The 19,352-nt window shown below is 68.2% G+C and carries 20 protein-coding genes; 7 read left to right on the forward strand and 13 right to left on the reverse strand.

The window, feature by feature from the left end; all coding sequences use genetic code 11:
* Positions 1–143 precede the first annotated feature (143 nt).
* A complete protein-coding gene (locus tag OHA10_RS02825) occupies positions 144–2,096 on the reverse strand; it encodes a thioredoxin domain-containing protein (protein WP_371404596.1) in 1,953 nt (650 codons plus the stop codon).
* Between the two features lie 49 nt (positions 2,097–2,145).
* Between OHA10_RS02825 and OHA10_RS02830 the strand changes: the two genes are divergently transcribed.
* Positions 2,146–2,673: a nitroreductase family protein gene (locus OHA10_RS02830; protein WP_371404597.1), complete on the forward strand. Its 528-nt coding sequence runs from the start codon at positions 2,146–2,148 to the stop codon at positions 2,671–2,673.
* An 11-nt stretch (positions 2,674–2,684) separates the two neighbouring features.
* Here OHA10_RS02830 and OHA10_RS02835 read toward each other — a convergent pair whose 3' ends face one another.
* The 3 genes from OHA10_RS02835 to mca form a co-directional block, all read right to left on the reverse strand.
* Positions 2,685–3,719 (reverse strand): copper resistance D family protein, encoded by a 1,035-nt coding sequence (locus OHA10_RS02835; protein WP_371404598.1) that lies wholly within the window; start codon positions 3,717–3,719, stop codon positions 2,685–2,687.
* Between the two features lie 138 nt (positions 3,720–3,857).
* The gene (locus OHA10_RS02840; protein WP_371404599.1) at positions 3,858–4,184 is read right to left on the reverse strand and encodes a hypothetical protein; all 327 of its coding nucleotides are present in this window, start codon (positions 4,182–4,184) and stop codon (positions 3,858–3,860) included.
* A 67-nt stretch (positions 4,185–4,251) separates the two neighbouring features.
* Positions 4,252–5,115 (reverse strand): mycothiol conjugate amidase Mca, encoded by an 864-nt coding sequence (mca, locus tag OHA10_RS02845; RefSeq protein ID WP_371404600.1) that lies wholly within the window; start codon positions 5,113–5,115, stop codon positions 4,252–4,254.
* A gap of 58 nt (positions 5,116–5,173) precedes the next feature.
* Between mca and OHA10_RS02850 the strand changes: the two genes are divergently transcribed.
* Complete coding sequence (locus OHA10_RS02850) at positions 5,174–5,611, forward strand: DUF4307 domain-containing protein (protein WP_371404601.1); 438 nt, start codon at positions 5,174–5,176, stop codon at positions 5,609–5,611.
* Between the two features lie 229 nt (positions 5,612–5,840).
* Positions 5,841–6,353, forward strand: coding sequence for a transcription elongation factor GreA (greA, locus tag OHA10_RS02855; protein ID WP_134108254.1), 513 nt, complete (start codon positions 5,841–5,843; stop codon positions 6,351–6,353).
* A gap of 57 nt (positions 6,354–6,410) precedes the next feature.
* Here greA and OHA10_RS02860 read toward each other — a convergent pair whose 3' ends face one another.
* From OHA10_RS02860 to OHA10_RS02875, 4 genes are read right to left on the reverse strand one after another with little or no spacing between them, the layout of a single operon-like run.
* Complete coding sequence (locus tag OHA10_RS02860; protein WP_371404602.1) at positions 6,411–6,845, reverse strand: VOC family protein; 435 nt, start codon at positions 6,843–6,845, stop codon at positions 6,411–6,413.
* Positions 6,842–7,450, reverse strand: coding sequence for a TetR/AcrR family transcriptional regulator (locus tag OHA10_RS02865; RefSeq protein WP_371404603.1), 609 nt, complete (start codon positions 7,448–7,450; stop codon positions 6,842–6,844). Before OHA10_RS02865 ends, OHA10_RS02860 begins: the two co-directional genes overlap by 4 nt.
* Positions 7,451–7,483: 33 nt before the next feature.
* A complete protein-coding gene (locus OHA10_RS02870) occupies positions 7,484–8,320 on the reverse strand; it encodes an ABC transporter permease (RefSeq protein WP_371404604.1) in 837 nt (278 codons plus the stop codon).
* On the reverse strand, positions 8,317–9,294 hold the full coding sequence (locus OHA10_RS02875; RefSeq protein WP_371404605.1) for an ATP-binding cassette domain-containing protein: 978 nt from the start codon (positions 9,292–9,294) through the stop codon (positions 8,317–8,319). Before OHA10_RS02875 ends, OHA10_RS02870 begins: the two co-directional genes overlap by 4 nt.
* 148 nt (positions 9,295–9,442) lie before the next feature.
* On the opposite strand from OHA10_RS02875, the gene OHA10_RS02880 reads away from it, so the two are divergent.
* Positions 9,443–10,684, forward strand: coding sequence for an MFS transporter (locus OHA10_RS02880; RefSeq protein WP_371404606.1), 1,242 nt, complete (start codon positions 9,443–9,445; stop codon positions 10,682–10,684).
* 137 nt (positions 10,685–10,821) lie between these two features.
* On the opposite strand, the gene OHA10_RS02885 is transcribed toward OHA10_RS02880, so the two are convergent.
* Both OHA10_RS02885 and OHA10_RS02890 read right to left on the reverse strand, forming a co-directional pair.
* Positions 10,822–11,847, reverse strand: coding sequence for a hypothetical protein (locus OHA10_RS02885; protein WP_371404607.1), 1,026 nt, complete (start codon positions 11,845–11,847; stop codon positions 10,822–10,824).
* A gap of 154 nt (positions 11,848–12,001) precedes the next feature.
* Positions 12,002–13,495 (reverse strand): MFS transporter, encoded by a 1,494-nt coding sequence (locus OHA10_RS02890; RefSeq protein WP_371404608.1) that lies wholly within the window; start codon positions 13,493–13,495, stop codon positions 12,002–12,004.
* Positions 13,496–13,583: 88 nt separating this feature from the next.
* Between OHA10_RS02890 and OHA10_RS02895 the strand changes: the two genes are divergently transcribed.
* Positions 13,584–14,039 carry a MarR family winged helix-turn-helix transcriptional regulator gene (locus OHA10_RS02895; RefSeq protein ID WP_137258427.1) on the forward strand — a complete coding sequence of 152 codons (456 nt, stop codon included), beginning with the start codon at positions 13,584–13,586 and terminating at the stop codon, positions 14,037–14,039.
* Positions 14,032–15,051 carry an alpha/beta fold hydrolase gene (locus OHA10_RS02900; RefSeq protein ID WP_371404609.1) on the forward strand — a complete coding sequence of 340 codons (1,020 nt, stop codon included), beginning with the start codon at positions 14,032–14,034 and terminating at the stop codon, positions 15,049–15,051. Before OHA10_RS02895 ends, OHA10_RS02900 begins: the two co-directional genes overlap by 8 nt.
* Here OHA10_RS02900 and ilvA read toward each other — a convergent pair.
* Complete coding sequence (gene ilvA / locus OHA10_RS02905) at positions 15,036–16,238, reverse strand: threonine ammonia-lyase (RefSeq protein WP_371404610.1); 1,203 nt, start codon at positions 16,236–16,238, stop codon at positions 15,036–15,038. The two genes, OHA10_RS02900 and ilvA, sit on opposite strands and share 16 nt — an antisense overlap.
* Positions 16,239–16,281: 43 nt before the next feature.
* Between ilvA and OHA10_RS02910 the strand changes: the two genes are divergently transcribed.
* Positions 16,282–17,427: a phosphotransferase family protein gene (locus OHA10_RS02910; protein WP_371404611.1), complete on the forward strand. Its 1,146-nt coding sequence runs from the start codon at positions 16,282–16,284 to the stop codon at positions 17,425–17,427.
* A gap of 30 nt (positions 17,428–17,457) precedes the next feature.
* On the opposite strand, the gene OHA10_RS02915 is transcribed toward OHA10_RS02910, so the two are convergent.
* Positions 17,458–18,093, reverse strand: a complete 636-nt coding sequence (locus OHA10_RS02915; protein WP_371404612.1) for a hypothetical protein — start codon at positions 18,091–18,093, stop codon at positions 17,458–17,460.
* Positions 18,094–18,281: 188 nt separating this feature from the next.
* Positions 18,282–19,325, reverse strand: coding sequence for a hypothetical protein (locus OHA10_RS02920; protein ID WP_371404613.1), 1,044 nt, complete (start codon positions 19,323–19,325; stop codon positions 18,282–18,284).
* Positions 19,326–19,352 lie beyond the last annotated feature (27 nt).

The following is a 19,352-nucleotide window of genomic DNA, read 5'->3' on the forward strand; positions in this document are numbered from 1 at the left end:
TGCCACTGCCTCATTTGTGACACTGCGTGTCGATGCATGCGATTTCTGTTACATCCGACTTGAGGACCGACTGTTGCGGTCCGGTCGCCGTGAGTCAAGAGATTTGACCGAAACGAAGGGGAAAACCTGCGTCCGGCGAGAGGTCAGTCCACCGGGCGCAACTCGCGCCGAAGGTGTTCCGGCAACGTCACCGGCAGCCGGCAGGTGAATTTCTGACAGACGTACGCCGCGCGCTGGTCGCGACCCTCCATCAGCGGTACGGCGAGACCGGGCTCGCCCGCGACGATCGCCGTACCCCACGGCGCGTCGGTGAACGCGATCCTGATCAGCTCGGGCTGCACACCGACGATGGCGATCTCAAGGGGGCCGCCGGCAATCGTCTCGGCGACCGCGAGCGCCCGGCCGGCGAACCGCGGCGCTCGCTCGGCGATGGCCGCCGATGCTTTCAGCGCTTCGGCGGCAGCGGTCTCGTACCGGACCGATCCGGTCAGACTGGCCAGGGTGGTGAACGCTTCCGCGGCCAGGCTCACACCGGACGGCGTGGCATTGTCCGTCGGGTCCTGCGGCCGCCAGACCAGCTCCTCCGCGTCCGCCGCGGTGTCAAAGTATGAGCCATCGGCAACAAATTGCTCCAGAACCCTGTCCAGCAAGGACTTCGCCGTCTCGAACCACGTCACGTCGCCGGTGGCGCCCAGCAAAGTCAAGCAGGCCTGGGCAAACGCCGCATAGTCCTCGAGTACGCCGTCCGCACTCCCCCGCACGCCGTCCCGCGACGTCCGGTACAACCGCCCGTCGAGATGCACGTCCCGGATCAATCCAGCCGCCTGCGTCGCCGCCTCGACATACTGTGGCCTGTCGAACACGACGCCCGCTCGGGTGAGAGCCGTGATCGCGAGACCGTTCCAAGCAGCAACTACTTTGTCGTCGCGCCCTGGATAGGTACGAAGGCTTCGCGCTTGCCGGAGGCTTTCGCGGACCCGCGACCAACGCTCGAAGTCGTCGGGGTCCTGCCGGAGCTGGAGGACCGACGCACCATGCTCGAAGGTGCCGGTGACGTCACACAGCTCGACGACCCACTCCGCATCCTGCGCACCCAAAACCTCGTACAACTGATCCGCAGTCCACGCGTAGTACTTGCCTTCCTCTCCATCGGTGTCCGCGTCAAGCGCCGACGCGAACCCGCCCTCCGGCGTACGCAGCTCGGCGAGGAGGAAGTCGGCAGTCTCCTCCGCGATACGCCTCGCGAGCGGATCAGCCGACACAGTCCACCACTGCGTATAGACATCAAGCAGCAGAGCGTTGTCGTACAGCATCTTCTCGAAATGCGGCACGACCCACCGACCGTCGACGGAGTACCGCGCGAACCCGCCCGCCAGCTGGTCGTACATCCCACCGCGCGCCATCCGGTCGCAGGTGTGCGCGACCATCGCCAGCGCGTCCTCGTCCCCGGTACGCCGGTGGTGGCGGAGCAGGAAGTCGAGCACCATCGACGGCGGGAACTTCGGCGCCTGCCCGAACCCGGCGTCGACCGGATCGAAGTCGGTCTTCAGCAGCTGCACCGCCCGGTCCAGGTCGACCTCTCCCCCGGCCGGCTGCTGCCGCGCGCCGAGCTGCTCGACCACGTTCTTGCCGATGCCGTCGATCTGCTCGCGCCGGTTCGTCCACGCGTCGGTGATTGCCTCCAGCACCTGCCGGAACGACGCCATCCCACCGCGCGCGTCCTTCGGGAAGTACGTCCCGCAGAAGAACGGCTCGCCCGCCGGCGTCAGGAACGCCGACATCGGCCACCCGCCCTGCCCGGTCATCGCCACCGTCGCCGCCATGTAGATGGCATCGACGTCGGGCCGTTCTTCGCGGTCCACCTTCACGCTGACGAAGTGCTCGCTCAGGTACGCGGCGGTCTCCGCGTCCTCGAACGACTCGTGCGCCATCACATGACACCAGTGACACGCGGAGTACCCGACCGAGAGGAAGATCGGCACGTCCCGCTCCCGCGCCTCCGCGAACGCCCGGTCCGACCACTCCCGCCACTCGACCGGGTTCTCCGCGTGCTGCCGCAGGTACGGACTGGTCGATCGCCCGAGCTCGTTCGCCATGCCCCCACCGTACGGAATGCACCGCACGGCGCGGCAGTTGGATTGGTGCATGCCCGTGCACCCGTTGCTCGCCAGCCGTTTCAGTCCGCTGTGGTTCGACTCCGAGTGGACCGTCACCGACGACGACGTCGAGCTTCTCCTCGACGCGGCCCGCTGGGCGCCGTCCGCGGGCAACTCCCAGCCCTGGGCGTACTTCGTCGCGCGCCGCGGCGAGCCCGAGCACGATCGCATCGTCAAGCACCTGGCCCGCAGCTCGGCCCGCTGGGCACCGAGCGCGTCCCTGCTGATCGTGACGATGGCCCATCGGTACGTCGAGGACACCGACTGGGCCTATTCCGACTTCGCGGACTACGACCTCGGCCAGTCCGTCGCACACCTGACCCTGCAGGCCCACGCCATGGACCTCGCCTGCCGCCAGTTCAGGGCCTTCAACCTCGAGACCCTCACCGACGACCTGAAGCCGGGCGCCGGCTGGCACGTCGTCTCGATGATCGCGATCGGCCGCGCCGCCGAGGATCGCCCGGCGGATCGTGAGCGACGCAGTACCGAGGAACTCCGGACCGCGCCCTGGGACTAGACCGTCTGGGACTAGACCGTCTGGGAGAGGGCGATCGACAGGCCCAGCGCGAGCGCCATCACGAACAGTTCAACGCCGACGATGCGCCAGAACGGCTGGCCGCCGTCGAGGAGGTCGCCGTGAGCGCGGCCGCGGTGGAGAGCGGACAGGACGATGAGGAGCAGGAACGCGACGATCTTGACGATCAGCAGAGCGCCGTACGCGTCGCCGGTGAGCGGATCGAGGATCGAGCCCCAGCCGCCGCCCTTCGCGGCCAGCCGTCCGGCGGCGCTGATCAGGCCGCTGAGCAGTACGGCGATCGACGAGATGAACGCGACCTGCCCGTAGCGCTCCAGCACGATCGGCAGCCCGGTCCGGCTCGCTCGCCCGTAGCGGACCAGCCCGGCGAGCCCGCCGACCCAGGTGGTCGCCGCGATCACGTGGATCACCAGCGCGGCACCGGCCAGCACGACGTACGACTCGTTCCGTGGGTACGCCGTGACCGCGGTCGGGATCAACGCGGCGATAGCGACGAGTACGCCGAGTCCCGCCGCCGATGACGTCTGCACACGGCGGATCCCGATCGCCAGCGCGAGCACCAGAATGCCCGTGATCAGCAGCGCCTTCACTTCGGGTACGCCGAGGGCGTCGTCGAACCGCATCCGCAGCAAGCTGACCGGGGTGTCGAGCAGGATCGCCGCCGTGACGATGGCGTTGGCGAACGCACAGACCGCCCAGATGATCGCCGAGTTGCTCGCGTCCCGGACCGCACGACGGCCCTGGACGCCCAGCGGGCCGCCCTCGATCCGCAGCAGGACGACCGCGGCGAGCAGCGCGCCGGCGCAGCCGACCGTCGCGAGCGTGGAGATCAGCTTGAGCAGTGGCAGCAGCCAGGAGATGAAGAGGTCCGGACCGCCGATACCGCCGAGGTCACGTGGCTGGCTGCCGGCCGCGAACAGCGCGACCACCAGAGCCACCGAGGCGATGACGACAGCACCGACCCCGGCCGCGACCAGACGTCCGGGCATGCGATGCCGGGCGGCGCGGGTAGCGCGAGTCGCGCTCACCGAGCGGACCGGGGAGGGGCACCATTCAGCACCCGGCTCACTATAGGGTCATGCAAAGGTGGGCTGCCCAGTCCGACACCATCTCGTGACCAGGGTGTAGCCGAGCTCCCAGGAATCAGTTACCGCACCGTCATGGTGTCAGTGCTGAGAGTGTTGTTTCGCGTCCTTCGAGTCCTTCGAGGGCTCAGTCGGCGTCGGCGTCTCCGTCGGTGTCCGGTCCGAAGTCGTAGGCGCTGCATCGCCATCCCGGGACGGCGAGCTGTCCGGACTCGCTGGGCCGTCGGACGGTGCTGGGTCGTCCGCACCAGCGTGGGGAACGTCGATGCGCTTCAGTTGCTTGCCCATGTTGCGCCACAGGAGCACCGTGGCGGCACCGAGAGCGAGCACGATCAACAGCGCGACCCAACCGGGTTTCACCGTATTCGGGTCGATCTCGGCCGTCAGAAGGGAGGTCGTCGCTGTCACGCCACCAGTCTCTCACTGTATTGGATTCCTTCCCCACCCCACCGCCCCGGTCAGGCCCAGCCGCCCATCAGCGCAGCCCCGCGAACAGGTCATCTTCTGGCAGCTCGGACTCGACCAGACTCCGAGCGAGCTCGTAGTCCTCGGTCGGCCAGGCCGCCTGGTGCACCTCGAGCGGAACGGTGAACCAGCCGCCGTCCGGGTCGATCTGCGTGGCGTGGGCGAGCAGCGCCTTGTCCCGGGTGGCGAAGTACTCCGCGCACTCGACCCGGGTGGTGATCCGGCGCTCGTTCTCCGGGTCCGGCTTCCAGTCCTTCAGGCGCTCGGCGTACGGCGACTCGAGGCCGCGCGCGACCATCGCGTCGTGCAGCGCCTTCATCCGCTCGTAGTGGAACGTGTGGTGGTAGTAGAGCTTCAGTGGCTGGAACGGCTCACCGAGCTCCGGGTACGCGTCCTTGTCCCCCGCGGCCTCGAAGGCCGCGACGGTGATCTGGTGGCACATCACGTGATCCGGGTGCGGGTAGCCGCCGTTCTCGTCGTACGTCGTGACGACCTGCGGGCGGAACTCGCGGATCAGCTTCACCAGCGGGGCGGCGGCGTCCTCGACCTTGAGCGCGCCGAAGCAGCCCTCGGGCAGCGGCGGCAGCGGATCGCCCTCCGGGAAACCCGAGTCGACCCAGCCCAGCCACTCCTGCCGGATACCGAGGATCTCGCGCGCCGCGTCCATCTCCTTGCGGCGGATCTCAGTGATGTTCGCCAGCACCTCCGGGCGGTCCATCTTCGGATTCAGGATCGATCCGCGTTCGCCGCCGGTACAGGTGGCGACCATCACCTCGACGCCCTCGGCCACGTACCTGGCCGTCGACGCGGCTCCCTTGCTCGACTCGTCATCCGGGTGGGCGTGCACATGCAACAACCGAAGATCTCCACTCACAAGACACAATGGTCCTCCAACCTCCGGCAAAACCCACGACCGACCCCCTGGACTACCTGTGTCTGAGCCATCTGCGTCACCTGCCGCCACCCCGACCTCCGACCTGAACGCGCGGTACGGCAGGGGCGGACGGTCCTGGCGGCCGTTCGTGATCGGCGGCCTGGGGGTCGTGATCCTGGCCGGCCTGGTGTGGCTGGTGTGGGCGGCCTGGGTGCAGTCGAATCCGCCGGTCAGCTCGCAACTGAACGGTTTCGAGATCGTCTCGCCGACCAGCGCGACGGCCACGATGAAGGTGGACCGGACCAAGTCGGTCGAGGCCAGCTGCCGGCTGCAGGCGAAGGCGGCCGACTTCTCGATCGTGGGCGAGGTGACCGTGACCGTGAAGGCGGATTCACCCCGCCACCAGGTGCTGCCGGTCACACTGACAACGCAACGCTCCGCAACCGCCGTCGTCCTCGTCGGTTGTACGACGGCCGACCAGCACCGCCCGCACTGACCCGCGCCGACCCGCGCTGCCGGGCTCGGTCCGGGGTGGCAACCGATTGCCGCCACCTTGAACGATTAACGGGAGAAACCTTCGGGGCAAACGGTTTCCCCGTGTTTGCGTCACCGCAGAAACCCTGCGTGATCTGCGGTCTCTTGCTACGCTCGTTGGATTGGTCGCCGTCGACGACGGCGGCCAGCAGTATTTTCCTGCCCATCCCAACCGACACAAGGAGCAGCCCGTGACGCAGAAGATCGATGAGGACAGCGTTGTCTGGCTGACGCAGGACGGTTACGACCAGCTGAAGTCGGAGCTCGAGCACCTCAAGGGCCCGGCCCGCGCCGAGATCACGCAGCGGATCAGCGAGGCCAGGGACGAGGGCGACCTCAAGGAGAACGGCGGCTACCACGCCGCGAAGGACGAACAGGGCAAGATCGAGGCCCGGATCCGGCAGCTCGAGGACATGCTCCGTCGGGCCCGGGTCGGCGAGACCCCGAAGGCCGGCGGCAAGATCGAGCCGGGCATGAAGGTGTCGATCACCTTCGCCGGTGACGACGACGTCGAGACGTTCCTGCTCGGCTCCCGTGAGTTGCTCGCCCTGGACGCGTCGGTGGACATCGACGTCTACTCGCCGCAGTCCCCTCTCGGCGCCGCGATCCTCGGCAAGAAGAAGGGCGACAAGGCCACCTACGAGGCGCCCAACGGCAAGCCCGTAACGGTCCAGATCGTCGCCGCGGAACCCTTCACCGGCTGACCCACCAAAGCTCCCAGCGCCCCGGTGGACACCCCACCGGGGCGCTGGCCTTTGTGGTCAGTGCTGTGCCGGGGCGAAGAGTTCCAGCTGGATGTTGTCCTGGTCGCGGAAGACGAGGACCGAGGCGTAGGGCTCGTCGGCGATCGGGGACTGGGTCAGGGGTTTGTCGGCGACGTCGGCGCGGACGACGCCGTGCGCCTCGAGGTGGTCCTGCCAGGCCTCGAGGTCGGCGCGGGTCGCGACTGTGAAGCCGGCGTGGTCCAGCCCGGTCACGGTCTCGGCACAGAGGGCACCGTTGTTGGTGTCGTGGCGGTGCAGCGCGATCATCAGCTGCCGGTCCGCGTCGGCGAGGATGCGGCCGACACCGCCTTGATGCGGTACGTCGAGGATCGGGTGTACGTCGAACACGTCGCCGTACCACTCGACGCTCGAGTCGAGGTCGGTCACGGTGAGAGCCAGGTGATGGAGTCTGGGCTGCGCGACTGTGGTCATGATTTCCCCTTGTGCTGCGTGGCGTCCCCGTACTGCGCGAGGAACATCCGGGTCACGTCCTCGATCAGACCGGTCCACCGATCGCCGCCCGGGTCGTTGGAGATCTGCTGGCCGACCAGGCCGGTGGTGATCGCGGTCCAGATGTCGAGGTGCCGTGGATCGTGCACGCCGTTGCGTGCGAGGAGATCGCGGGCCAGCTCGAGTGCGCTGACCGCGATCCCGTACGACTCGGCCGACGGCGTGAAGCCGGGGACCGAGGGCTGGAACAACAGTTGGTACCGCGGTACGTCGGAGACGCAGAACTCGCTGAAGTGACGCACGGCGGCGATCATGTCCGCCACCGGATCGTCACTCGCCGGCAACGAGCTCATCAGCTCCACGAACGACTGTGCGGCCTCCGCGAACATCGCGTCGAGGATCGCGTTCTTGGACTCGAAGTACGCGTAGACCGTCGGCGTGGTGATCCCGGCGCGCTTGGCCAGCTCACGCAACGACAGCGCGGCCAGCCCGTTCTCCCGCACCAGACCCCAGGCGGCGTCCAGCACCGCCGCCCGGGCATTCGCCCGGCGGGCTGCACGCCAGTCACCGTCCGGACTCTTTAACACAGTTCGGATTATTTGCACGGTGTCTAAATCTTGTCAATGCCCAGTGGCGCTCCGGTACTTGCGGACTGCCAGTGGGGCGAAGACGGCGATGATTGCGGCGCACCAGATCAGCGAGAGCCAGACCGGATGCTGCGCGGGGAAGCTGTCCGGGCTGGCGAACGGTGACGGGTTGCCGAACAGGTGGCGGCAGGCGGCGACGATCGAGGAGATCGGGTTCCACTCGGCGATCGGTTGCAGGGCGCTCGGGAGTTGTGGCGTGGGGACGAACGCGTTCGAGAGGAAGGTCAGCGGGAACAGCCAGATCAGCCCCGCGGACGACGCCACCTCGGGCCCACCGACGGACAACCCGATCAGCGCACCCACCCAGAGCATCGCGAACGCGAACAGCAGCAGGATCCCGAACGCCGCCAGCGCCTGACCGAAGCCGTTGTGCCAGCGCCAGCCGACGACGAGGCCGCAGAGCACCATGATCAGCATCACGAACGTGTTGAACACCAGGTCGCCGACCACCCGTCCGGCGATCACCCCGGACCTTGCCATCGGCAACGACCGGAACCGGTCGATCAGCCCCTTCGACATGTCGTCGGCCAGCCCGACACTCGCCGAGGCGACCGCGAACGCCATCGTCTGCGCGAAGATCCCGGCCATCAGGAACTCCCGGTACGCCTTCGGTCCGGGGAAGCCGGGGATGGGGATCGCGTTGCCGAACACGTAGGCGAACAGCAGCACGAACATGATCGGCTGGATGGTCGCGTAGATCAGCATGTCCGGGGTCCGCGGGATCCGCTTCAGACTCCGCCAGGCCAGGATCCCGGCGTCCGACAACGCCCGCGCGAGCGGATTCACCCGGGCCGGCACCTCGATACTCACAGCGACTCCTTCTGCTCGGCCTCGTGCCCGGTGAGGGTGAGGAACACGTCGTCCAGCGTCGGCCGCCGCAGGCCGATGTCGGCGATCCGGATTCCCGCGGCGTCCAGCGTGCGGATCACGTCGACCAGCGCGCTCGAACCGCCCGGCGCCGGCACCGTGATCCGGCGCGCGTGCTCGTCGAGCGAGGTCGCCTCCGGATCGGCGATCCCGAGCGAGGCGGTCAGCAGCTCCAGCGCCCGGGTCAGATCGGACGGGTCGTGCACGACGACCTCGATCCGCTCACCGCCGACCTTCGCCTTGAGCTCGTCCGCCGTACCGCGGGCGATCACCGAACCGTGGTCGACCACCGCGATGCTGTCGGCGAGCTCGTCCGCCTCCTCCAGGTACTGCGTGGTCAGCAGGATCGTCACGCCTTCGCGAACGCGATCGCGGATGATCTGCCACAGGTCGAGCCGCGACCGCGGGTCGAGCCCGGTCGTCGGCTCGTCGAGGAACAGCACCTTCGGGTGCGCGATCAGCGAGCCCGCCAGGTCGAGCCGGCGGCGCATACCACCGGAGTACGTCTTCAGGATCCGATCCGCGGCGTCGGTCAGATCGAATGTCGCCAGCAACTCCTCGGCCCGTCGCTTGGCCTGGTCACTGGGCAGCCGATAGAGCCGGCCGAACATCCACAGGTTCTCCCGGCCGGTCAGCAGTTCGTCGACGGCGGCGTACTGCCCGGAGAGCCCGACGAGCCCGCGGACCGTGTCCGCCTCTTTCACCACGTCGTGCCCGAGCACGCGAGCCGTGCCGGCGTCGGGCCGGAGCAGCGTGGTCAGCACGCGCACCGCCGTGGTCTTGCCCGCTCCGTTCGGCCCGAGCAGGCCGAGCACCGTCCCCTCCGGCACGTCGAGGTCGATCCCGTCGAGCGCCTTGACCGTCGATTTTCTCCCTTTGAACGTCTTCACGAGGCCGGTCGCCTCGATTGCAGCCATCCGCACGTCCCCCTTCTGGATGTGACGCAGGCCACCATCCTGCCGGAGATCGCCGACAATTTCACCCTAGAATTATATTGAGTCTCCTCGACTCAACTTTGTTGACACTTGAGTCGACACGGCTCAACTCAGGCTCTACGGTCGCGGAATGGGCATCCTCCGTCACCCGGATTTCCGCCGCCTGTGGGCCGCTGATCTGCTCAGTCAGCTCGGCTCCCGCCTGAGCATGAGCGCGATCCCGCTGCTCGCCGTACTCGTCCTCAACGCGTCGACGCTCCAGGTCTCGCTGCTGCGGACCTGCGAGACGGCCGCCTGGCTCGTGCTCGGTCTGTTTGCGGGCGCCTGGGCCGACCGGATCCGCTGCCGCCCGGTCCTCGTGTACGCCGACTTGCTGCGAGCACTGCTCTACGCATCGATCCCGATCGCCTGGTGGTTCGACGTACTCACGCTCACGCAGGTGTACGCCGTACTCGTGCCGGCCGGGATCCTCACGGTGCTGTTCGACGTGGCGCACAGCTCGTACCTGCCGCGACTGCTCGAGCGGGATCGCCTGCTGCCGGGCAACGCGAAACTGGCCGCCAACCACTCGAACGCGGCCGTCATCGGCGCAGGCGCGGGCGGCATCCTCGTGCAGTGGCTCGGCGCGGCGCTGACGATCGGGCTCGACGCGCTCAGCTTCCTGTGGTCGGCCGTCTGGCTGCGCTCGATCCGCGCACCGGAGGCCGAGCCGGTGAAGCCCGAACGGCCCGACCTGCGTCGCGAGATCGCGGACGGCATGCGGCACGTGTTCCATCACCCGCTGCTGCGCCCGCTCGCGCTGAACACGATGGTGACGATGCTGTTCCAGGCGGCGGCCGGCGCGATCATGGTCGTCTATCTGGTCCGCGCGGTTCATTTGCAGCCGGCAACCATCGGCGTACTCAGCATGATCGGCCTCTGCAGCGCGATCGTCGCTTCGGTCGTCACCGAGCGACTCAGCACCCGGTACGGCGATGCGCGCACGTTGTTGCTGTCATCGACGGGTATCGGGCTCGCGTTCACCGTGCAGGCGCTCACCGCACCGGGGTGGCAGGTCAGCTGGTACGTCGTCGGCACGCTGCTGGCCGGCTTCTGCATCATCGTCAGCTACATCCTGCAGGTCAGCACGCAGCAGCGGCTGTGCCCACCCGAGCTACAGGGCCGGGTGAGCGCCACCATGAGCTTCGTCAGCTGGGGCGCCGCACCCCTCGGCAGCCTGCTCGGCGGGGCGCTGGCCACAGCGTTCGGCCTGCACACCACCCTGTGGATCGCAGGCCTCGGCACCCTCGCCGGAAACGCCTTCCTGTACCTCTCCCCACTCCGCACGCTGCGGACGATCCCCTCACACCAACCACTCCACCCAACGCCCTGATGGGTTATCCGCTGGCGTTGCCCCTTCTCCCCAGTCGCCAAGAGGCGAGAACCAGCAACTCGAGGGGATATCCACTCGAACGCCCGGCCGCGGGCGGCGACTGGGGTGAGTGAGGTGGGTGGGTGGGTGGGTGGGTGTCAGTCCGAGGTGATCTGAGCGGTGCCGACGAGGACCTCTACGTCGAGCGCCGCGCGGCCGCGGCCGATCTCGACGTCCTTGGACTGGCCGGAGACGGCGCCGGTCCAGGTGACGCGGCCGAGTTGGGCCTCGGTGTGGACGTGGACGTCGGAGCCGCGGCGGAGCGCGACCTTCGCCGTACCGGACTCGACGCGGACCCGGGAGCGGCCCTTGGTGATCTGGGCGTCCAGGTCGGCCGAGCCGGCCTGCACGAGTACGTCGATCGGGCCGTCGACGTCCGAGACCTTCGCCGTACCGGCGGTGACGCGGACGCGGGTCAGACCGGGCAGGCGCTCGGCGTTCACGCTCCCGCCGGTCACCTCCACCTCGACCTGCAGGCTCGGGTTGACGCGGATCGACAGCTCCTTGGCGAGGCCGTTGACGTGCGCCTTCAGGTCGGTCGGGTTGCGCAGCATGCTGAAGCCGTCGATCGAGACGCCCATGTCACCTTCGCTGCTGATCGCGAGCGTGTCACCGTCGCGCTTGATCACGTGCGGGCCGTCGACGGCGACACCGTTCACAGCGGGCTCACCGATCAGCCGCACCCGCCGCCCGATCGCGCGCACCGTCACCCGCTGCACCCCTGCCGGGACCGGCACGTTGCTGTGCTCCTCTTCAACCGGCTCGGCTTCGTCTTCGGCGTCCACCACGTCCTGCACCGGGCCACCCGCGTGCTTGCCGCTGGTCGGCTCGGAAGTTGGCTCGGTGATGGGCTCGGACGACGGCGCGGAGGGCGCGGAGGGCGCGGAGGACGGTGCGGTCGCGGCCGGTGCCGGGTCCGCATCCGGGGAGTCGACCGCGGCGGCCCACGCCGAGGGGCTGGGCACATCGTCGGCAACCGGAGCTTCTGCCGCCGGAGCTTCTGGCTCGGATGGAGTGGTCTTGATGGCGGCGATCAGGGTGGTGGCCTCCTCGGTGGAGAGGTGGCCCTTGGCGACCCGGTCGAGGATGTCCTTGACCTGCTGGTCGTAGCTCTGGTTGCTCATGTCCCCAAGTGCAGCACCCCGACGGGTCGAAACCAATCGGGGAATCCCCGGATAGCAGTGGTGCGGACCCCCGAGAGAAGTCCGCACCACTCATCTATAACCGCACAGCCCCTCAGCTATAACCGCACAGCCCCTCAGCCGGAGCTGGTTGTTGTCACGCTGCCGGCGTCATCTCCTCCGACGCCAGCTCCTCCTGTACGGCGGTCAGCTCGGCCTCCTCCTGCTCTTCCGCGGCCCGGCGAGCCTTCAGCCCGCGCAGACCGGTCAGCGCGATCACCAGTCCGAGCGCCGCGATCCCGGTCACGACCCCCAGCCCGGACTTGTACGCCGGCAGCACCCCGGCCGCCGTGGTGACGCCGACCGACTGGCCGCTGATCACCGCGGTCACGATCGCGAGGACCACCGCGCCGCCGACCTGGTTGGAGGTGTTGAACAGCCCGGACGCGAGCCCCTGCTCGTGGTCCGGAACCCCGGACACCGCCTGGATGTTCAGCGACGGGAACCCGATCGCGAACCCGAGGCCGAGCAGCATGATCGTCGGGAACACGGTCGAGAAGTACGCCGAGTCCGGCCCGATCCGCAGCGACAGCGCGTACCCGGCGACGAACAGCCCCATCGCCAGGATGATCATCTTCTCTGTGCCGACCCGGTCGACGATCTTGCCGACGTTCGGCGAGAGCGTGGCGACCAGCAGGCCGGCCGGCAGGAAGCCCAGCGCGGTCTGGAACGACGACCAGCCGAGCAGGTTCTGGAAGTACATCGTGCCGATCAGCTGGAAGGCGACGTACGAACCGAAGACGGTCAGGATGGCCAGGTTCGCCCGCCGCAGCGACGGGTTGCGCAGGATGCCGAGCCGGACCAGCGGGTGCTTGGTGCGCAGCTCGATCACGACGAAGCTCGCCAGCAGCACGATCGCGAGCGCGAACAGCCCGAAGGTCTGCACCGAGACCCAGCCGGCGTGCTCGGCGCCGACGACGGCGTACACCAGGGACAGCATGCCGCCGGTGACGGTGACGGCGCCCGGTACGTCGTACCCGCCCGCGGCGTCGTCACGCGGGCTGTTCGGGATCAGCTTGAGGCCGAACAGCAGCACGATCAGGGCGACCGGGCCGGGCATCAGGAAGGTCCAGCGCCAGCCGACCTCGGTCAGCGCGCCGCCGAGGATCAGGCCCATCGAGAAGCCGCTGGCGGCGCAGGTGGTGAAGATGCTGAGGGCGCGGTTGCGATCCGGGCCCTCGTGGAAGGTCGTGGTGATGATCGAGAGCGCGGCCGGGGCGGTGAACGCCGCGGCGACTCCCTTGACGAACCGCGCCGCGATGAGCAGTTCGGGGTTGCTCGCCAGCGAGCTCAGCATCGAGACGACGGCGAACACGGCCAGCGCGATCAGGAAGACCCGGCGCCGGCCGAGCAGATCGGCGGTCCGGCCGCCGAGGAGCAGCAGGCCGCCGTATCCGAGCACGTAGCCGGTCACGACCCACTGGAGAGAAGAAAGGGAGACGCCCAGGTCGGCGCCGATGGACGGCAGTGACATGCCGACCATGGACACGTCCAGGCCGTCGAGGAAGATCACGCCGCAGACCACCAGGAGGGCGCCCCACAGGCGAGCGTCCCAGGTCATCCGGGCAGGAGATGTGGTTTGCGTAGTCACGAGGAGAGACTATTGCATGCATGTGCATCTAATGTCTAGGCATTAAATGCGTTTGCATTGAATGCGCGTGCATGCTATGGTCACCGTCATGGCCGCTACGAAGGTCAGCGTTGGAACTGGTGAGACCAACGCCGATGCAAGTGCTGACGTCAGGGAGTGGCGCGAGCTTCTGGCTCGCCACGCCGACCTGACCTGCGCCCTCGACCGGGCGCTGCAGGTGGGCCACTCGCTCGGTATGAGTGAGTACGAGGTGCTCGAGCGGCTGGCCGAGCTGCCGGAGCATTCCGCGAAGGTGGCGACGATCGCCAAGTCCGTGCACCTCAGCCAGAGCGCGCTGTCCCGGGTGATCGGCCGCCTCGAGGTCGCCGGCCTGGTCGAGCGCCACATGTGCCCGGAGGATCGCCGCGCGATCAACGTCCGGCTGACCGACGAGGGCCTGCAGCTTCAGGGCGAAGCGCAGCCGACCCAGCGCCGCGTGCTCGCCGAGCGTCTGCACGCACCTCTCGTGAAGAGCTGCGAGCCTCTACCCTCAACGGGTGACTGAGACCTTCGACGACGCCCGCGAGGTCATCGCGGACCTGCATCGCATCGTGACGCCGTCGGGCGTCCAGGAGAACTACGAACTCACGGCCGGTGGCATCCCCCACTGCGTCTACGCCCGCGGCAACGACCGCTCGAACCCCGTCATCCTCTTCGTCCACGGCGGTCCGGCATCGCCGCTCGCCCCGGCGGCCTGGCAGTTCCAGCGCCCGGTCGAGGAGTACTTCACGGTCGTCACCTACGACCAGCGCGCGGCCGGCCGGACCCTGCGCACCGTCGCCCCGGACACGATCGCGGACACCCTCACGGTCGCGCAGTACGTCGAGGACGCGATCGAGCTCGCCGAGCAGATCAGACAGCGGTACGGCGTCGAGAAGCTGATCCTGCTCGGCCACAGCTGGGGCAGCATCGTCGCGATGCAGGCCGCACTCACCCGTCCCGATCTGTTCCACGCGTACGTCGGCATCGGGCAGATCGTCGACGCCCGCGCGAACGAGCAGCTCTGCTTCGAGTACGCGCTGGAGCAGGCCCGCGAGCACGATCACACCGAAGCGCTCGAGCAGCTGGCGTCGATCGCGCCGTACCCCGGTGACGAGCCGGTGACCCGCGAGCGGATCATCATCGCGCGCCAGTGGGCGCAGTACCGCGGCGGGCTGTCGGCGTACCGAGAGGACTCGCTGTACTACTTCCAGGCGCCACTGCTGTCACCGGAGTACACGGTCGAGGACAGCGAGACCATTGGCGAGGGCAACGAGTTCACCCTCGGCCGGGTGCTGGACGAGATGCTCACGATCGACTACAGCGGGGTGAAGGAGTTCCCGATCCCGGTGCTGATGTTCTTCGGGCGGCACGACTACACGACGCCGACGAAGCCGGTCGAAGCCTGGCTCGAGGCGGTCGAAGCGCCTTATAAACAAGCGGTTTGGTTCGAACACTCGGCGCATCTCGCGCCGTGGGAGGAGCCCGGCAAGTTCCTGGTCAGCCTGGTGGACCACGTCCGTCAGTTGAGCGTGTAACTGTAGCCGTTGGCAACGAGTCCGGCGAGGACGCGTTCGCGGTGGTCCTCACCGCGGAGCTCGAGCTGCAGGGCGACCTCGACCTCCTCCAGGCTCAGCGTCTCCGAGATCCGCTCGTGCAGGATCTCGATGATGTTCGCGTCCAGCGCGGCGAGCTGGCTCAGCAAGGTGGCCAGCCCGCCGGGCGTGTCCGGGATCCGCACCCGCAACGACAGGTACCGTCCGGCCGCCGCCATGCCGTGCCGGATCACCCGCATCAGCAGCAGCGGGTCGATGTTGCCGCCGGAGAGTACGACGACGACCGGCGGCTTGAACCGCTTCGGCTCGTCGAGTACGGCGGCGACCGCGGCGGCGCCGGCCGGTTCGACCACGAGCTTCGCGCGTTCGAGGACGAGCAAGAGGGCCTTGGACAACGAATCCTCGTCGACGGTCCGCACCTCGCCGACGTACTCCTGCACCGCCTCGAACGGGACCTTCCCCGGCAGCCCGACCGCGATCCCGTCCGCCATCGTCAGCATCCGTTCGAGCTGCACCGGCTCGCCTGCCGCGAGCGACGCCGGGTACGCCGCGGCGCCGGCCGCCTGGACGCCGACGACCTCGATCGGCATCCCGTCGCGCTGCATCGCGGACGCGATCCCGGCCAGCAACCCGCCGCCACCGGTCGGTACGACGACGGTCCGCACCTGGGGGCACTGCTCGACGATCTCGAGTCCCGCCGTCGCCTGACCGGCCACGATGTCGGGGTGGTCGAACGGATGGATCAGCACCGCACCCGTCTCGTCCGCGAACGCGCGGGCCGCGATCAGGCAGTCGTCGATCGATGTACCGACGAAGCGGATCTCCGCGCCGTACGCCCGGGTCGCTTTCTCCTTCGGGATCGGCGCACCGTGCGGCATGAAGACGGTCGCCTTGATGCCGAGGAGCTGCGCTGCGAGCGCCACGCCCTGCGCGTGGTTGCCGGCGCTGGCCGCGACCACGCCCCGATTGCGCTCGGACTTGGAGAGGCGGGCCATGCGCACGTAGGCGCCGCGCAACTTGAACGAACCGGTCCGCTGCAGGTTCTCGCACTTCAGGAACACGTCGCCGCCGACGAGTTCGCTCAGCCACCGCGAGTACTCCAACGGCGTCGGCGCCACCACGTCGTGCAACAGATCGGCAGCCCGCGCGATATCCCTGGCATCGATCACAAAATCACTTTACGTTTCGCGGTGGGCACATACGCTGCACCACATGAGAGTCACCGTTGTCGGCGTGTCAGAGACCTCACTGGAGGTCGAGGTGCCGGACGGGACCTGGTTCCCCGACGTCGAGCCGACGATCCTGGCGCTGCGCTCCCAGGGCATCGACACCGCCGTACTGACGTGCCTCTCCGAGGACCCGCTCACGTATCAGGTGCTGCCGGGGACCGGCGTCCCGGAGCTGCCTGCGTGGACGAGGCCGGAGTGGTACGACGAGGCGCTGCCGTGGATCGCTGAGCACGTCGAGGTGACCGGTCCGTGGACGCAGGTCCGCTCGTGGGGTCTGTCGAACGTGCTGCGCGTTCCGACCGCCGATGGTGACGTGTATTTCAAGGCGATCGCGCATTCCACCACCATCGAGCCCACGCGCCCGGACGCCTTGCCGTTCCTGTTCGCGCACGAGCCCGTGTTCCTGGAGAAAGCCTCCTCGGACCGCCCCGGCGAACTGCCTGCGCCCTTGGCGATCGACTCGGAGCGTGCCTGGATGCTCCTCCCCGACCTCGGCACACCGCTGGCCGCCGAGACCGACATCGAGGTGTGGATCGACGCCGTACGCCGTCATGCGCGATTGCAGCGCAGCTATGCGACGCACCCCGAGCGCCTCCTCGACATCAGCTGCGTCGACCGCCGCCTCGCCGTACTCGACGCCGGGCTGGACGGACTACTCGGCCCCAACCCGATGACCGACCAACTCGAACCCCACGAACGCGCCCTACTCCCCGACCGCGCCAAAAAGTTGCACGAGGCAATCACTGAACTGATCGCGATCGGCATCCCCGAGACACTCCTCCACGGCGACATCCATCCCCGCAACATCGCCGTCCGCGGCAACCAGGTCCTGGCCTTCGACTGGACGGATGCATCCCTGTCACACCCGTTCCTGGACATGGTGACGTTCACCGAGGGCGAACGCTCACCCCTGTCGACAGACCAACGCGTCCTGGACGCGTACTTGACCGAGTGGGAGGCCTACGCGTCTCCTGCAGACCTACGCCGTGCTCTCGCTCTAGCCACACAGCTCGGCACCCTCCACCAAACCATGACCTACGCCCACCTCCCAGACCACCTAACCGGCCCCAGCAAAACCTCCATGCAACGAGGCGGCCTCTGGTGGCTCCGCCAACTCCTCAAGCCCTAGCCGCCCCGCCGGTACGACGACCCGCGCAGGCTAGCGGTGGAGGATTGCTAGTTGGTTGCGCATGCCTCGGCGTACGGGTGGGTCCAGGTGGCGGTCCCATTCGGGGTGGCGTTCGCCTCGGAGGAGGGCGTAGTACGCGAGGGCCTCGGCGAGGGCCGCCTCGCGGAGATAGCCGCGAGCGACCGGCTGTTTCCCACGCCCGTTGGGCCGGGGACGGCGTTCGTACGCCGCGTTGGCGGTGAAGATGCCTAGTCCGTAGAAGACTGTGATCAGGTCCGTCAGAGGCTCGTGGTCGGGGCGGCGGGTGAGGGTGATTCGGTCGCCGCCCAGGAGTAGCTCGTGCCCGACCTCATGCGCATAGATCGCGATCAGCGCGACCGGATCAGCAGCCAGCGCCGGCGAGAGCTCGATCTGGTTCTGCCCAGCCCCGCGGGTCCATCGACCATGCTGCTCCTTCACCACCACGGTCGTCCCGCGCGTCGACGGTCGCCGTACGCCGTCGAGCTCGAAGCTCACCTCACACTGCCCGGGCCGAAGATCCATCCGACCGTCAACCCGACCACAAAGCTCGGTCGCCGCAGCGCGACTCCCGTCATACCCATCCGGGATGACATCACCAGGCAACGCGATCGGCCGAAGCAGGACGTCCCGACCGAACTCAGCCACCAACCAGTCCATCGACGACCGGATCCATCGCCGGCTACCACCAGGCAACCGTTCGCGAGGCGCCTTCAGCTGATTTCGTACCTGCTGGCTTCGTCGCATCATCCCGATCGGATTCCTCACCCGCCGGATCATGCCTGTCCGGCGTCACGCCAAACCTTCCGGGGACGTTCCGTCACCGTCGGTCGACATCAGCCCAGCGGTGCACCCTCCTGGATCGACGTGATCTCGGCGTCCTTCACCATCGCCGCGAGCCGCGCGAACGTACGCATCCGCACCGACCGGTCCAGCTCCGTCGGCATCACCGGCAACATCGACACCGGCCACAACTCATGCCTTCGGAAGCAGTACGCCGCCAACGCCTCCGACGCTCCACGCTCCCCCAGATAGCCGAGCGTCCGCAGCTCCGAACGCCGGCCAGGCACCCGCTCGACCGCCTGGTTCGCCAAGAAGATCCCAAATCCATGGAACACCGCGAACAGATCAGCAACCGCCTCAGCATCCTGCCGCTGCCGGTCGATCAGGTGATACCCCCACAGCACCTCATGCCCGAGCTCATGAGCCGTCGCAGCAACCACCGCGGACGGATCCGCAAGCACATCGGCCGACAGCATCACCGCAGTCCCGTCGAGACCGCCGCTGCGCAGATCCAGCCAGCACGCGCGCGATCCGCTCCCCGGCGGTTTCGCCCAAACAGCCTCGGCGCGATCGCACAGCTCGGCCCGCCGATCGAGGTCGGTCTCCCGGACGATCGCCGTACTGCGATTCACCTCGGCCAGCAGCTCCCGCTCGGCCAGCACACCGATCTCCGCCGCGAGACCGCTGGCGGCCAGAGCATCCACCTCCGCTGCCGTCATCGTTGCCTTGAGCCCCGACACGGCGACGATCTCCGCCCGCTGCTCGGCTCTGAGCCGGCGAACTGCGGTACTTCGAGCGGCCACGCGGACCTCGTCCATCCGGAAGCTGAACCGGATGCGATCGTCCGGCACCTCCATCCACGCGCACACCTTCAGGCAAAGCTCACGAGCCGCGCGCTCCGAGCCGTCGTACCCGCGGGGCACGAACTCGCTCGGCACCACCGGCGGACGACGCAGCGGTTCGACCCCGAACCGTCCGGTCAGCCAGTCGAGCGTGTCTTCGATCCATTGTTCGGGTCCCCCAGGCAGCATGACCTTCGGCCCGTACAGCAGCTCACGGTCCCGTTGCCGGCGCCGCCACGCACCGATCAGATTCATACCGAACTGACGCGACCGATCAGCGCC

The sequence above is a fragment of the Kribbella sp. NBC_00662 genome (genome assembly GCF_041430295.1).
Classification (GTDB): domain Bacteria; phylum Actinomycetota; class Actinomycetes; order Propionibacteriales; family Kribbellaceae; genus Kribbella.

Coding starts and splice junctions, on each gene's coding strand:
- OHA10_RS02825 (WP_371404596.1), bottom strand. CDS start 2,096: ATGGCGAACGAGCTCGGGCGATCGACCAGTCCGTACCTGCGGCAGCAC.
- OHA10_RS02830 (WP_371404597.1), top strand. CDS start 2,146: ATGCCCGTGCACCCGTTGCTCGCCAGCCGTTTCAGTCCGCTGTGGTTC.
- OHA10_RS02860 (WP_371404602.1), bottom strand. CDS start 6,845: ATGACCACAGTCGCGCAGCCCAGACTCCATCACCTGGCTCTCACCGTG.
- OHA10_RS02875 (WP_371404605.1), bottom strand. CDS start 9,294: ATGGCTGCAATCGAGGCGACCGGCCTCGTGAAGACGTTCAAAGGGAGA.
- OHA10_RS02880 (WP_371404606.1), top strand. CDS start 9,443: ATGGGCATCCTCCGTCACCCGGATTTCCGCCGCCTGTGGGCCGCTGAT.
- OHA10_RS02885 (WP_371404607.1), bottom strand. CDS start 11,847: ATGAGCAACCAGAGCTACGACCAGCAGGTCAAGGACATCCTCGACCGG.
- OHA10_RS02895 (WP_137258427.1), top strand. CDS start 13,584: ATGGCCGCTACGAAGGTCAGCGTTGGAACTGGTGAGACCAACGCCGAT.
- OHA10_RS02910 (WP_371404611.1), top strand. CDS start 16,282: ATGAGAGTCACCGTTGTCGGCGTGTCAGAGACCTCACTGGAGGTCGAG.
- OHA10_RS02920 (WP_371404613.1), bottom strand. CDS start 19,325: ATGAATCTGATCGGTGCGTGGCGGCGCCGGCAACGGGACCGTGAGCTG.